Annotated in this window: 10 protein-coding genes, 2 pseudogenes and 1 riboswitch; of the genes and pseudogenes, 4 read left to right on the top strand and 8 right to left on the bottom strand. The window is 66.7% G+C overall.

Annotated features, from left to right (window positions below):
• Window positions 1-33: 33 nt before the first annotated feature.
• Both BKA23_RS03115 and BKA23_RS03120 read right to left on the bottom strand, forming a co-directional pair.
• Window positions 34-2013, bottom strand: coding sequence for a thioredoxin domain-containing protein (locus tag BKA23_RS03115; RefSeq protein WP_145225382.1), 1980 nt, complete (start codon window positions 2011-2013; stop codon window positions 34-36).
• Between the two features lie 277 nt (window positions 2014-2290).
• Window positions 2291-2674, bottom strand: a complete 384-nt coding sequence (locus BKA23_RS03120; RefSeq protein ID WP_145225384.1) for a hypothetical protein — start codon at window positions 2672-2674, stop codon at window positions 2291-2293.
• A 969-nt stretch (window positions 2675-3643) separates the two neighbouring features.
• Here BKA23_RS03120 and BKA23_RS03125 point away from each other — a divergent pair.
• Window positions 3644-3841: a hypothetical protein gene (locus BKA23_RS03125; protein WP_145225386.1), complete on the top strand. Its 198-nt coding sequence runs from the start codon at window positions 3644-3646 to the stop codon at window positions 3839-3841.
• Window positions 3842-3923: 82 nt separating this feature from the next.
• Here BKA23_RS03125 and BKA23_RS03130 read toward each other — a convergent pair whose 3' ends face one another.
• The 3 genes and pseudogenes from BKA23_RS03130 to BKA23_RS18095 all read right to left on the bottom strand — a co-directional run.
• The gene (locus BKA23_RS03130; protein WP_170226348.1) at window positions 3924-4646 is read right to left on the bottom strand and encodes a transporter substrate-binding domain-containing protein; all 723 of its coding nucleotides are present in this window, start codon (window positions 4644-4646) and stop codon (window positions 3924-3926) included.
• A gap of 10 nt (window positions 4647-4656) precedes the next feature.
• The gene (locus tag BKA23_RS18090; protein WP_342783607.1) at window positions 4657-5523 is read right to left on the bottom strand and encodes an MFS transporter; all 867 of its coding nucleotides are present in this window, start codon (window positions 5521-5523) and stop codon (window positions 4657-4659) included.
• Window positions 5509-5919: pseudogene (locus BKA23_RS18095) on the bottom strand (MFS transporter); the annotation flags it as partial. The gene BKA23_RS18090 and the pseudogene BKA23_RS18095, both read right to left, overlap by 15 nt.
• Window positions 5920-6032: 113 nt before the next feature.
• Here BKA23_RS18095 and BKA23_RS03140 point away from each other — a divergent pair.
• The 3 genes and pseudogenes from BKA23_RS03140 to BKA23_RS17925 all read left to right on the top strand — a co-directional run bounded on the left by BKA23_RS03140 (window position 6033) and on the right by BKA23_RS17925 (window position 8141).
• On the top strand, window positions 6033-7121 hold the full coding sequence (locus tag BKA23_RS03140) for a LacI family DNA-binding transcriptional regulator (protein WP_145225391.1): 1089 nt from the start codon (window positions 6033-6035) through the stop codon (window positions 7119-7121).
• Window positions 7122-7191: 70 nt separating this feature from the next.
• Window positions 7192-7273, top strand: a riboswitch (ZMP/ZTP riboswitch).
• 23 nt (window positions 7274-7296) lie between these two features.
• A pseudogene (locus tag BKA23_RS18205) lies at window positions 7297-7653 on the top strand (tetrahydrofolate dehydrogenase/cyclohydrolase catalytic domain-containing protein); the annotation flags it as partial.
• 68 nt (window positions 7654-7721) lie between these two features.
• Window positions 7722-8141 carry a Rossmann-fold NAD(P)-binding domain-containing protein gene (locus BKA23_RS17925; RefSeq protein WP_246104422.1) on the top strand — a complete coding sequence of 140 codons (420 nt, stop codon included), beginning with the start codon at window positions 7722-7724 and terminating at the stop codon, window positions 8139-8141.
• Between the two features lie 3 nt (window positions 8142-8144).
• Here the strand turns inward: BKA23_RS17925 and BKA23_RS03150 are convergent, their stop codons facing one another.
• The 3 genes from BKA23_RS03150 to BKA23_RS03160 are packed head-to-tail and all read right to left on the bottom strand — an operon-like array spanning window position 8145 to window position 13773.
• On the bottom strand, window positions 8145-11558 hold the full coding sequence (locus BKA23_RS03150) for an error-prone DNA polymerase (RefSeq protein WP_145225393.1): 3414 nt from the start codon (window positions 11556-11558) through the stop codon (window positions 8145-8147).
• Between the two features lie 11 nt (window positions 11559-11569).
• Window positions 11570-13165, bottom strand: coding sequence for a DNA polymerase Y family protein (locus BKA23_RS03155; protein ID WP_170226349.1), 1596 nt, complete (start codon window positions 13163-13165; stop codon window positions 11570-11572).
• Window positions 13162-13773: a hypothetical protein gene (locus BKA23_RS03160; protein ID WP_145225397.1), complete on the bottom strand. Its 612-nt coding sequence runs from the start codon at window positions 13771-13773 to the stop codon at window positions 13162-13164. Before BKA23_RS03160 ends, BKA23_RS03155 begins: the two co-directional genes overlap by 4 nt.
• Window positions 13774-13971 lie beyond the last annotated feature (198 nt).

The following is a 13971-nucleotide window of genomic DNA, read 5'->3' on the forward strand; positions in this document are numbered from 1 at the left end:
GTGGCGGATGATGGCAGCAAGTGGTCGGAGCGATTAGCGGTGGCGGAGCGCCTGCGCGAGGGCGTCCAGCGACGTGACCGGTTGATCGCAGACGAAGCCTCGGCATACGTAGGCGGCCGAATGCCCTTCGACGAGAAGGCGATCCGCGAGCAGCGGCAGTCCCGGCTGACCCGGTGTGCCGGCGACGGTGACCAGGCCGGGGGAGGGGCTGCGCCATACAGCGCGGTGCATTGCACGGGCGGCGCGGTCGGTGCCGACGACGGCGACTTGAAGAGGGCCGGTCGCGTCGGCTTCGGCGACGGCCAGCGCCCAGCCGGCGAAGCGGGGGTCACCGTGGATCACCTCGCTCATCGACGCGGCGGCGTCCCGTGCTCGGCGAATCGCGTCTGCGTCGCCGGTGAGGGCGCCGAGCGTCAGCAGCGCGGCGGCGATGCTCGACGTGCCAGAGGGTTCGGCATTGTCGCCGCGGCCGCGCGGCGTGAGGAAGAGCTGCTCGCCGTCGTCGGAGGTGTCGCGGAAGCCGCCGTCGCCGGCATCGAAACGGTCGCGCGCGACCTGCAGCAATTCGCTTGCAGCAGTGAGGAATTGAGGGTTTCCGGTTGCCTGGTGCAGAGTGAGCAGGCCTTCGGCGAGATTGCCGTAGTCGTCGGCGACGCCGGGTGCGCTGCCCACCCGGCCGTGCCGTGAGGTGCGCCGCAGGCGGCCGTCGACCAGATGCGTGGTCAGCAGGTATGCCGCGCAGTCGGTCGCGGCGGTGACCCAGTCGGGTTCGCCGAGGATCATGCCGGCATCCGCCAGAGCGGCGATCGCCATGCCGTTCCAGGAGGTGACGATCTTGTCGTCGCGCGCCGGTTGAGGCCGGGTGCGGCGGACGCTCGACAGCTTGGCGCGGATGTCCTCCCACCACTGTTCGTCGTCAGGGTCGCTGCGTCGTTGCAGGGTGGAGCTGCCGTGCTCGAAGGTGCCGGCCGGTGTGACGGACAGCAGTTCCGCCGCCCGCGGCGCGTCGTCGGCGCCGAGCGCTTCGCGAAGCTGGTCAGGAGTCCATGCGTAGGTCAGTCCCTCGATGCCATCGGCGTCGGCGTCGAGTGCCGCAGCGAAGCCGCCTTCCGGTGTGCCGAGGGTGCCGATGATGAATTGCGCTGTCTGTGTGCAGATTCGTGCCGCAAGTGGGGACTCGGTGATGCGCCACAGGTGTGCGTAGACGCGCAGCAACTGAGCGTTGTCGTAGAGCATCTTCTCGAAGTGCGGCACGACCCACGCCGCGTCGACGCTGTAGCGGGCGAAGCCGCCGTCGAGTTGGTCGTAGATCCCGCCGCGGGCCATCGCCTCGCAGGTGCCCTGCGCCATACGTAGGGATTCGGCGTTACCGGTGCGTGCGTGGTGACGGAGCAAGAACTCCAGCACCATGGACGGCGGGAACTTCGGGGAGGTGCCGAAGCCGCCGTGCTGTGCGTCATACGTGCGCTGGAGTGTGGCGACGGCTTCGTCGAGAGTGGCGCTGGTGATGGGTGTGGACTCGCCACGCGCTGTCGCGGACTGCAGTTGTTGGGCGACATGGTCGCTGGACGCCAGCACGTGGTCTCGCTGGTTGGTCCAGGCGTCGGAGGCAGCCGAAAGCAGTTGCAGGAATTGCGGTTTCGGCAGGTAGGTGCCGGCAAAGAAGGGCTTGCCGTCGGGTGTCAGCAGGCAGGTCATCGGCCAGCCGCCGTTGCCCGTCATGGCGGTTGTCGCCGTCATGTATGCCGCGTCGACGTCCGGGCGTTCTTCGCGATCGACCTTGATAGCGACGAAGTCCTTGGCCAGGGCGGCCGCGACGTCGGCATCCTCGAAGGACTCGTGGGCCATCACGTGGCACCAGTGGCAGGCGGAGTAGCCGACGCTCAGTAGGATCGGCACGTTGCGGCGGCGCGCTTCGGCAAAGGCGTCGTCATTCCACTCCCACCAGTCGACCGGGTTGTCGGCGTGCTGCAGCAAGTAGGGGCTGGTCGCGTTCGCGAGACGGTTGGCCATGTGCGGGTGACTCCTGACGATCTGGTGCCCGGTCGCCGGCCTACGGTGGGTGCTGGTGCGACGGTGTGCTGGTCGCAGTGTTGGTGACGGCCGACCGTTCCAGCCTAGGTGGGATCTCCGCTGCGCACGTTGGAGGAGTGTGTGCGCGAGTCTTCAGGTTCGGCATGGAGCATGGCGGTGACGGATGCTCGACACCAGGGCGGTCCTAGCCGACATGGTGTCGAACATCCAGTGCCCGGCCACGTGGGCATGTCCGCGTTGGCACGCGGCGTGTGGGTTATCGGACGAGGCGGTTGGTGGCTTGCAGGACCTGTAGGGCTTGGGCGGGTCCGGTGATGGTGGCGGTGCCGGGCAGGTTGGCCCAGTCCTGGTCGTCGACGGAGAACTGTCCGGAGTACACGACGGTGGCGCGGGTGGTGACGGTGCCGGGGTGGGTGTAGGTGTGGACCAGGTCCCCGCCTGGGTATCCGCCGCCGGTGCTGGTGGCGGGTCCGAGGGTGGTGCCGTCGCCGAGGGTGATGGTGGTGGTGTGGAAGACGGGTCGGATCCGCACGGTGTGTCCCAGCAGGGTGGTGGTGCGGACTTCCCCGGGGCCGTACCCGCCTGCTGGGAAGGTGGCGGTGAAGTAGGTGGGCAGGTTGACCAGGGTCCGGTTGCCCACCGGTTCGATCCTGATGACTGGTGCGGTGAAAGGGGTGCGGTCGAATTCGGACTGGATCATCGCCAGGGTGAGTCGTGGTTTGTCGATGGTGTTCGGGACTAGATCCGGCCAGCACGTTTGACCCAGATAGTCCCACGTCGCTGGAGGCTGTCCAGGTGGCATTACCGCCCGGCGATAGATGCGCGACAGGGGGCCATTTGAGTCGGCCACGTTGTTGCAACCGGTCAAGGACAGGACGCAGTCGAATTCGTTATTTTCCGCGTCGTTGTTGGGGCACGCGGGCGGGGCGGAGTATTCGTAGGAGACTCGGCGTTCGACTCTTTGTCCATGGTCTGAAATTTTCACGGTCGTGCTCGGCGGGAGGCCGGAGGTTTCGGTCTTGCTGAGGCCGACGTATACACCGTCGTCTTCGACACCACCGCACACCGATCCGTAACACGGTTCGCCGGTTTCTGCCGTTGCGAGCACTGGGCTGAAATTCAACATTACGAATGCCGCAGAAGCGGTCCACGCTATTCTCAGGGTGCGCATTATTCAGTCGCCGTGGGATCAGTCTTGATGGTTGAAACGCGCCAACCATTCTTCCAATCAAGGCCGAAAACGAGCCCTTGGTTCGCATCGGCTGGGTAGGTCTTCAGGACGTGATTCGACTGATCGAGTCGAGCACCTTTCAGGGGCGACACGACCGCAGTGATGACATTCTCATTACTAGGGTCCAGATTTGCATACGTTCGAACAATGGAGAACTGCGGACCGCTGAATCGTTCTCGGTGACTGGATAGGTAAGCAGCGGAGTCCTCAAAGTTGGCGCAGGTCTTGCACGAGTCGAGACTGAGGGGCTCAAGAACGCCAGGTTTCGGATTTTGCCCCAACCGGTTGACTAGGTCGATGTAGTACCTGGCGAAAGCTTCAGCACCGGCTGCGGTGTGCTGGCGAGCGGGCTCCGGCACTCCCGGTGCGCCCGCGGCCGTGCCGCTGGGACTCGGCGACGCCGATGTGCTCGTCGTGCTCGACGCCTTCGACGACGGTGTGATCACCGGCACCGACGACCCGGCAGCCTCGCTCGACGAACCACCGCAACCGGCCACTCCGACGAGACCGATCATCGTCAGACCGGCCACAAACACGCGTGACGGAACCATGCACACCCTCCTGAGAAATTCCTGAGTCCCTCAGTATTGTGCGCGATGATCGTCGATGGCGCGAGTCTCCGATGGAATTGTGTGGACAGTGCGATGCGCCATCAGTCTCAGGCGGGTGGTGCCACCTGGGCTCCGGTCTGGCCGGAGCGACGCAGCGCGTCGGCGACGAAGCCGCTGGCCTTGAGCTCCTCGACGATCGAGCGAACGAAATCGATCGCCACCACGCTGCGGTCACGCGGCATCGCAACCGCCTGCTCGATCTGCATGAATGCCGGCTCGACCACTCGCATGTCGCTGTGCTGCTCGGCAAACGCGGTCACCGGTTGACGGATGCCGGCGCCCACCTCGAGACCTCCGGCAGCGAAGACGTCCACGCCTTCGGCGCCGCGCACGATCGTCGCGTGCTGCAGCGTCCGCGTGAGGAAGAGGTCGTATGCCGATCCCTCCTTGACGCCGATGCGCACGCCCGGCCGGTCCGCATCATCCACCGTGCGCACCGGCGACGCATCCGTCACGACGAAGATGCCTTCGATCACGGCATACGGCGCGGTGAAACTGACCTGCCGTGCCCGTGCCGGCTCGATCGCCAGGAAGCCGATGTCAGCGGAGCCGTCGGTCAGCTCCTCGAACGACTTACGGGCGGCGTCGAAGCACACGAACGTGCACTCGACACCCAACCGCGTCGCGATCTCAGCGGCCAGATCAACGGTCACACCACGTGGATGATCCGGATCGCCCTGCGCAAGAACGGGATTGCCGAGATTGATCGACGCGCGAAGTCGCCCGGTCGGTGCCAGCTCGTCGATGACGGCCGCGCTCAGTTCACTCACGAGCCTGAGGCTACGCGCCGCTGACGTCGGTATGGCGCTGCGCTGGTTCGCGCACGGCAGGGACCGTGGCCAGCGCGACGAGCGCGGCTGCACCCACGGCCAGCAGTGCATGCAGCACCCCGACGTGCTGGCCGAGGAATCCGAGCAACGGCGGCCCTGCCAGGAACGCGGTGTAGGCGATCGTGCTGACGACCGAGATCCGCGCGTGTGCACGCTTCGGATCGTCCGCCGCGGCACTCATGCCGATCGGGAAGCCCAGCGAGACACCGACGCCCCAGACGGCGACTCCGGCATACGCAAGCCACGTAGGTGCGAACACGACGACGAGGCAACCGGCGATCGCCATACCGAAGCAGACGCGCAGCGCGGGAACTCGGCCGAAGTGGTCGATGAGGGAGGTGCCGACGAGCCGCCCGCACGTCATGAACGACAGGAAGGTCGCGAACGCCAGAATCCCCGCCCACTTCGGCACATGGTGGCCCTCGACGAAGGCCACCGACATCCAGTCGTTGGCAGTGCCTTCGGTGAAGGCCGCGACCAGGGTGACCAGGCCGATCAACAACACGCGACGTTCGCGCCAGGCTCCCCAGTGCGAGCTGGTTTCTTCGGGTTCGTCTGCAGGAGAGTCAATTTCGTGGTCGTCCTCTATGGCGTTGAAGCCGCGCACGCACCAGATGGTGGTGGCGAGGATAAACGCCATTCCGATGAGCACGTGGGCAAGAATCGAGACGTGCGCCGCGGAAATCCCTGCGGCGATCAGGGCGGCGACGACGGTGCCTCCGCTGAAGGCAGCGTGAAAGCGCGGCATGATCGACTTGCCCAGGCCGCGCTCGACGACGGTGCCCTTGAGGTTCATCGCGACATCCCATGAGCCCATCCCGAATCCGGCGACGAACAGGCAGATCGCGGCCAGGGCCACATTGCCGAGGCTGACGCCGATGGCAGCCCCGGCATACCCGGCGGTGGTGGCGCAACTGGCGATCAGCACGGTCCGCAACGAGCCGAGCCGGCCGGCCACCCAGCCGGACAGGGGGAGCCCGGCGACGCTGCCGGCGGACCCGGACAGCAGGAAGAGGCCTAGGCCGGCAGCGGACAGGCCGAGCTGCGCCTTGACGTCCGGGATCCGGGACGCAAAGGTCGCGAACGACGCACCGTTGAGCGCAAAAACCGCAATGACCGCCCACATTGCCCGCTGCAGCGCAACGCTGCGCTGCACGTCGTCCGGCAGGGCACGGGCTGCTGTGCTCGAAGTGGTCATTGGGTTCCAACTCCTGGGTGGATCACGTGCGAGTGGTGCGGGATGTCATCGGTTGTCGTAAGGGATGCGCGTTGGCGCACAATGATTGTCGAATCGATTCGACGAATCGATTCGATAGTCTGCTACCCATGTCAGTGACAGGTCAAGCGGGACGCAACGGTCGAGCCACTTTGCGAGATGTCGCCGAGCTCGCCGGAGTGGCCACCTCGACGGCGTCACTGGTCTTCAGCGGCAACAAGCCGGTGGCTGCCGAAACCGCTGAACGTGTCCGTGCCGCAGCGCTCGACCTCGGGTATGCCGGGCCGCACCCGATGGCATCCTCGTTGCGAAACGGCCGCAGTGGCGTCATCGCGGCGGTCGTCGAGCGGCGAATCCTGCACGCGTTCCGCGATCCGTTCGTGGTGGCCGTGCTCGACGGGCTGGCGCAGGTGGTCGGAGAGCTCGGTTGCGGGCTGTTGTTGCTGCCGGACGTGAGCGAAGGTCATGGTGACCAGGCTCCGCAGCCGTCGCGGGTTGCGGCCGATGCGGTGGTCTTCCTGCTCTGCGGTGAGGAGCACAACGAGCTCGCGGACCAATTCCTCGCGCGTGGCATACCGGTCGTCGGCACGAGTTCGCCCACGGGCGACGAAGTCGTGCGGGTCGAGGTGCCCGAGCGGGCCGCAACCCGCGACGTCGCCCAACACCTGGCGGATCTGGGGCACACACGCGTCGCGCACGTGATGATGCCGTTGCGGTGGGGAAGCGGCCCCGGTCGGCGCACTGTCGGACAGGTGCGCGCGAGCGGCTTCCCTGATACGCGCGACCGCGCGCTCGGCGTGCTGGATGTCTTTGCCGATGCGGATCTCATCGAGGCTGCCGAGGCCGACTTCGCCTCCGGGCGAGCGGCGGCCGACGCGGCGCTGGATGCTCCGTCACCGCCGACCGCGATCATCGCCCAGAGCGACCTGCTCGCCGCCGGCGCAGTGCAGGCCGTGACACAGCGCGGGCTTCGTGTGCCGCAGGATGTCTCGGTCACCGGTTTCGACGGTGTCGCGTTGCCGTGGTTCGACCGCACGCTGACCACCATCGACCAGCGTCCGATGGCCAAGGGGCGCGCGCTCGGGGAGAAGGTGCGCGGGTTGCTCGAGGGGCAGCAGGTCGAGAGCTCCGTCTTCGAAGTCAGCCTGCGGATCGGCGACACCACCGGGCCTGCGCCAACGGAGACGATGCACGTCTGAGGTTGGCGCGCACTACTCGTCGTGGGAGATCCGATCCGGCTCGCGGGTCGTGTCCACCTCACCGGCTACGATCGTGGTGCACGACTGGCGCAGGTGGGTCACCACCGGGGAGTGCACCGCTCGAGATCGCATCGCCCGCCTGGGTGCCCTCATCACTGATGAGGAGTATGTCGAAATGCATTCGCAGGCAAGGCTTTTGGATGGAACCGCAGTGGCGCGCGAGGCGAATGCCACAACTGCGACGCGGGCTGCAGCGTTCGCCCAAAGAACTGGCAGGCGGCCGTTGCTCGCCACTGTGCTCATCGGCGACGACCCCGCGTCGCAGACCTATGTCGCGATGAAGCAACGGCAGTGCGAACGGCTCGGGATCGACTCCCGTCACGTCGCACTGGATGCCGCATGTGCCACGGTCGAGGCCGTTGCAGCAGTCGCTGCACTGTCGGCGGACGTGGTGGTCGACGGGATTCTCGTGCAGCACCCCGCGCCGCGCCAGATCGACGAACGCGCAGTTTGCGAAGCCATCGACCCGAGCAAGGACGTCGACGGTGTCACACTCGCGAGCTTCGCCGCGATGGCAATGGGAGACGACTGCTTTCGATCGTGCATCCCGCCGGAATCGTCGATCTGCTGGCGGCGTATGACATCCCGGTGGCCGGCCGCACTGCGTGTGTGGTCGGCCGTAGCGCGATCCTCGGCAAACCGGTGGCGATGTTGTTGTTGCAGCAGGACGCGACCGTGGCCATCTGTCATTCGCGCACGCCGGATCTGGCCGCAGAGGTCGGGCGGGCTGACATCGTGGTCGCTGCCGTCGGTCGTGCCGAGCTGATCAAGGGGGAGTGGATCAAGCCGGGTGCCGTCGTCGTCGACGCGGGCTACAACGAGGGAAATGTCGGCGACGTCGAATTCGCCACTGCAGCAACACGATCGGCATACATCACGCCGGTGCCTGGAGGTGTCGGGCCGATGACGATCGCCACGCTGATGTCGCAGACGGTCACCGCCGCGGAACGACGCGAATGACGATCACTGGAAGTCACGCGAGCGGGTGCGCACGTGGATGGTCAGGTGTTCGAGCTTGTCCGCCACCAGATTGACGACACCCTCCTTCGACCGTTCGAGTATGCCGCGCACCACCATCGCGGGCGCCGCTCTGGCGATGCGGCGGTGTCGATGCCAGACACCGCGGGACACGATGACGTTGAGGATCCCGGTTTCGTCTTCGAGGTTGAGGAAGGTGATGCCGCTGGCGGTCGCCGGCCGTTGCCGATGCGTCACAACCCCGGCGACATGGATCCGCCGGCCGGTCTCGAAGTGCAGCAACTGGGTGATCGGCAGCACTCCGCGGGCATCCATGTCGGCGCGACAGTGCTGCATGGGATGGTCGGCCGGGCTGATGCCGGTCGACTGCAGGTCGTGCGCCAGCAACTCGCCCAGGCTGAGTTCCGGCAGCAGCGGAGGCTGGTAGGGCACCCGCACCTCCAGCTGGCCGGAGCGGATCGATGCTGCCTCGGCTGACTGCCATAGCGCCGCGCGTCTGGAGCCGGCCATCGAGTCGAGCGCACCCGAGAGCGACAGCGCCTCCATCTGCTCGGTGGTCAGTTCCGTCCGGCGCGCCAGATCGGCGAGGTCGCGGTAGGGCCCACCGAGATTGCGTTGCTGCACGATGCGCTCGGCAGGTGCCGCGCCCAACGCGGTGATGTCGGCCAGGCCGAGGCGCACAGCGTGCTGCCAGTCGCGGCGATGCTCCTGCCAGTCCGGGGGTGCAGCTGCATCGAATTCGCCGATGTCCGTGTGTGCATGATCGTGCAAGCACTCGTCGCGGCCGCCTCGGCGGGCCAGTGCGTCGGCTGACTCGGGTTCGAGGTCGGCGTACACCGACGAGTGGACGATGTCGGGCGACAGTACGGTCACGCCGTGCCGGCGGGCATCGCCGGTGAGGGTCTGCGGGGAGTAGAAACCCATCGGCTGCGCACGCAGCAGGGCAGCCAGGAAGGCCGCCGGGTAGTGCAGTTTGAGCCACGAACTGGCATAGACCAGCACCGCGAAACTCAACGCGTGCGACTCGGCGAAACCGAAGTTCGCGAAGGCCTCGATCTTGTTGTAGATCTCATTGGCGACGTCATCGGACAGACCGTTGGCCGCCATACCGGCGAACAGTTTGGCGCGCAGCGAATCCATACGTTCGACACCGCGTTTGGAACCCATCGCCCTGCGCAGCAGGTCGGCATCGGCGGACGTGCACCCACCGACCGCGATCGCCATCTGCATCAGTTGCTCCTGAAAGAGCGGCACACCGAGGGTGCGCTCGAGCACGTCCTTCAGCAGTGGGTGCGCGTAAGTGACGTCTTCCTGGCCGGTGCGCCGACGGATGTAGGGGTGCACGGCGCCACCCTGGATCGGCCCGGGGCGGATCAGACCGATTTCGATCGCAAGGTCGTAGAAGGAGCGCGGTTTCAGCCGGGGAAGGGTGCCCATCTGGGCGCGACTCTCGACCTGGAAGACGCCGATCGAATCGGCCCGGCACAGCATGTCGTAGACACCCGGCTCGTTGCGGGGGATGGTCTGGATCCGCCACTGCTCATCGAAATGGCGTTCGACAAGGTCGAAGGTGTGCTGCAGCGCGGAGAGCATCCCGAGTCCTAACAAGTCGAACTTCACCAGGCCCATCCAGGCGCAGTCCTCCTTATCCCATTGCAGGACAGTGCGATTGGTCATACGCGCGTGTTCGATCGGGCAGACCTCACCCACCGGACGATCGGTGAGCACCATGCCGCCGGAGTGGATGCCGAGGTGACGCGGGTAGCCCAGCACCTGGTGCGCCAGGTCGATGACAGGGGCCGGGATGTCGTGATCCTGGCTCGAAATCTCAGCGCCCCAACGCTCGACCTGGCGAGACCAGGCATCCTGCTGGCCCTGGCTGGCGCCGAGGGCCTTGGCCATGTCGCGCACGGCGTTCTTGGGCCGGTAGGTGACGACATTGGCGACCTGGGCCGCGTTGTGCCGGCCGTAGCGGTCGTAGACGTGCTGGATGACCTCCTCTCGTCGGGCCGAGTCGAAATCGACGTCGATGTCAGGCGCCTCCGCGCGCAACTCGGACAGGAATCGCTCGAACGGCAGACCGTAGAAGATCGGGTCGACCACCGTGATGCCCAGGACGTAACACACCGCCGAAGCCGCCGCCGATCCTCGCCCCTGGCACAGGATCCCGTGGTTGAGAGCAAACTGAACGATTTCGTCAACGATCAGGAAATAGCCCGGAAAGTCTTTGGCTTCAATGACTTTCAGCTCACGTTCGAGGCGTTCGTATGCCGCAGTGTTGTCCGCCGGGTAGTGCTTCGCCGCGCCGCGCATCGTGAGTTCACGCAACCAGCTCATCGGGGTGTGGCCGTCGGGAACCTCCTGCCGCGGTAGTCGTGGCGTGGCCGCGCGAAGGCTGAAACCCAGATCGTCCGCCAACTCGACCGTGCGTTCGACCGCACCGGGGAATCGTGCGAACCGGGCCGCCATCTCGGCGCCGCTACGGATGTGGGCGCCGGGGGTCCCGGGCAACCAGCCGTCGAGTTCTTCCAGGCTGCGCCGCGCGCGGACGGCGGCCAGGGCGGTCGACAGGGGGTACTGCCCAGGGTTGGCGTAGTGCACCGCGTTGGTCGCGACCGTCTGCGCTCCCGCTTCGAGCGCGACCGCGGCCAGTCGGTCACACCGGGTGCTGTCGCCCGGCGAACCATGATCGGTCAACTCGACGAAGACGTTCGATCGGCCGAAAAGCATTTGTAGATGGCGTAATTCGGTGACTGCAGCAGCGTGGCCGTGGATCTCTAGCGCTCGCGGGACGCTGCCCTTGCGGCATCCGGTGAGCACCGTCCACTCACCCGCAGCCTCCGCGGCGACCGCGTCGAGGTCGTAGACCGGACGGCCTTTCTCCGCGCCCTCGGCCAACTGGGCGGTGGTGATGGTGCGGGCCAGCCGTCGATAGCCGCCCTCGCCGCGTGCCAACACCACCAGGTGGGTGCCCTCGGGGTCGGCGTGACCGTTCTGCGGCGCGGTCAGATCCAGCGACAACTCTGCGCCGAAAACCGTTGTCAGGCCGAGGGTGTCGGCTGCCTCGGCGAGACGCACCACGCCATACAGTCCGTCGTGATCGGTCAGTGCCAGACCGTGCAGGCGATGCTGGGCGGCTGCGGTCGCCAGAGCCTCCGGTGATGCGGCACCGTCGAGGAAGCTGTAGTGCGAGTGCGCATGCAACTCGGCATAGGGCACCACGGGTCCGGTGTCGAGCTGAAGATCCGGAGCCTTGAACGGTTGCCGTTTGCGGGACCAGCCGGGTGCGTCACCGCCGTCTGCGGGGCGGCTGAAATCCTCGCGGTCGGGTGGGCGCACGCCCTGCGAGAGCGCCTGCTCCAGCTGGGACCAGGGGATGGCCGGATTAGACCAGCCCATGACCGGCGCCCTCAGTCATAGCGGCCCTCGGCCCACCACTGCCGACCGTCGGTGATCACCAGCCAGGCGGCATCATCGTTGTCTGCCAGTTGAAACCTGTTGACTGTTGCGGGGTTTCGCCACCACCGCTGGTTGATCGGCCACGGGCCGGCCCATGAGGTGATGCGCCGCCGGTCGGTCGGTAGCAGCAACCAGACCGGCTCCGAGCGCAGTGCGCCGCGCTCGTTGACGGTCACTGCGGTGCCGTCGGCTGTGTGCACCCGCACCGTGAGAGCCTGCGCGAACACTGTGGCCGGAGCAGGGCCGGGCATGCTGCCTGGCCAGGGTTGCTCCAGTCGTCGCTCGCGCTCGGTCGGCAGCGCGTCGCCCCAGGGCCACAGGATCCGACGCTCATGCAGCAGACGCCCGCCGCCGACGGCGCTGGTCAGAACGCCGTCGTGACCCAGCCGGTGTTGCAGTCCGGTGAGAGCGAGCTCGATGCGCTCGTCGGGACGATCGCCCCACAGACCTTGAGCGTGATGTGCTGCGGCGTCCACGGATTCGGGTGAGATCTGCACGGTGCAGATGCGGTAGGGCAAGGCCTCGTCGTCGATGGTGGTGCTGTCGGTCGCGATGTCTTCGAGCTGCCAGCGCACTCGATCCAGGATCTCGGTCTGCCCGAACTGCCATGGGTGGCGCCAAATGCGCTCCAGCAGTCCGTCCGGCTCCAGCTGGACGCCCACCCGGATCTCGGTGCAGACCAGGGAGGAGTGGGTGAGCTGTTCGGTGAAGCGGGCGGCCGCCGGTCGGCACCGGGCGATGATCTGCTCGACCCGATCGGTTGGTGGCTCGAAATGGATGGTCGCGGTGAGATCGGCGGGAACGGTGCGCGCGTTCAGCGTCGGAGCGTCCTGGCCGCAGGCCAGCTTGTGGGCGTGCAGACCGGCGGCTCCGAAACGCGCGTGCACCTGATCGCGTGGCAGCTTTGCGAACTCGCCAAGGCGGCGAATGCCCATACGTTGCAACAGATGAGACATCTGTTTGTCGCAGGCGGTGCTCACTGGCAGCCCGGCGAGGAAGGCAGCCGAGCCACCGGGAGGTATGACGGTGACCGGTGTCGCGATGGTGGTGTTGCGGGCGGCGTGCTCGGCTGTGAAGAGCCCGTCGGCGACGGCCACGCGCAGATCGATGCTGGTGCGCAGGTCACGCTCGGCATACGTTCGCAGGTGGGAGAACAGTGCGTATGCCGCTTCGGATTCGCCGCCGTAGAACCGTCGCGGACCCTGCGCCTTGACCGCAGCGATGCCCGGCCGGACGACATGCACGTCAGGAACGATGTCCTCGATGATGCGGACCATAGGCTCGAAAGCACGGGTCTCGGCGAGGGTGTCCTGCGGCAGGACGATCAGATCGGGACACCGGTGTTGTGCCTGACGGAGGCGAAGACCGGCAGTTACGCCTTCGGCCACAGCCGCATCGGATGCGGCCACGATCACACTGCGGTCGGTGAGTGCCAGTGCTGCATCGGCGGGGATGCCCTGGATGAGACGAGTTGCCAGAACCGACCAGCCGGGGCACCACAGCAACAGCACGCGGACCGGGTCGGCAGTGGCAGGTGAGGTGGTCACGAGCGCACCGGCACGTCGAACTCGGCGCATCGGCGGCGGTGGTGCTCGACGACCTCCAAGCGCAGGCGTTGCCCGTGGATGCACCCGTGACCCTGGTGCAAGCCCTCCCATCGCACCGTGCGGGCGGTGAGCTGTGCGGCAGCGCGTGGCCAGGGGCCCGTGACGAGCAGGGTGCTGCCGCAGCTACGCAGCCGGGCCAGCACCCGGGAGATCTCGCCCGCGCTGATGTGCTCCGGTGGTGCGGCAAGCACCAGATCGCTCACCTCGATCAACGTGGCGACCACACTCGTCCACTGCGTGGCGTCGAGGCGGGGGACCAGCACCAGTCGGTCGAGGTCGACCCCCCACTGGGCGGCGGCTTCGACACTCAGGTGTGGCAGCCCGACCGCCGCGCACCAGGAGCCGGCTCGTGACGGACCGGCCAGCAGCGCCAGTGCTGCGGTGAACGAACCGTCGAGGGAGTATGCCGCCCCGGCCCTCAATCCCGTTGGGAATGCTGCGGATAACGCAGGATGCAGGGGCAACCCGGCCATGCTGGCAGGGGGCGAGTCGTGCCGTTGCAACAGCTGCTGCAACTCGGCGACGGTGCTCGATGTGGTGGCCGGCATGCGGTCAAGTATCGAACACGCGTTCGAAAAACGTCAACTCGCACCGGGTGGCGGTAGCTCGGGTTCGGCACCTGGTGACCTGTCGCGATCGGCCAGCACAAGGTGAGCGGACCGTTGCTCGGGCCCAGCACCTGTTGACCTGTCACAAGGTGCCGTTATGGCGCACTCTTAACAACGTCTGCCGCCAGGTCAACCGCG

The sequence above is a fragment of the Rudaeicoccus suwonensis genome, assembly GCF_007829035.1.
Classification (GTDB): domain Bacteria; phylum Actinomycetota; class Actinomycetes; order Actinomycetales; family Dermatophilaceae; genus Rudaeicoccus; species Rudaeicoccus suwonensis.

Coding starts and splice junctions, on each gene's coding strand:
- BKA23_RS03115 (WP_145225382.1), bottom strand. CDS start 2,013: ATGGCCAACCGTCTCGCGAACGCGACCAGCCCCTACTTGCTGCAGCAC.
- BKA23_RS18090 (WP_342783607.1), bottom strand. CDS start 5,523: ATGGGCTCATGGGATGTCGCGATGAACCTCAAGGGCACCGTCGTCGAG.
- BKA23_RS03160 (WP_145225397.1), bottom strand. CDS start 13,773: ATGCCGGCCACCACATCGAGCACCGTCGCCGAGTTGCAGCAGCTGTTG.
- BKA23_RS03140 (WP_145225391.1), top strand. CDS start 6,033: ATGTCAGTGACAGGTCAAGCGGGACGCAACGGTCGAGCCACTTTGCGA.
- BKA23_RS03150 (WP_145225393.1), bottom strand. CDS start 11,558: ATGGGCTGGTCTAATCCGGCCATCCCCTGGTCCCAGCTGGAGCAGGCG.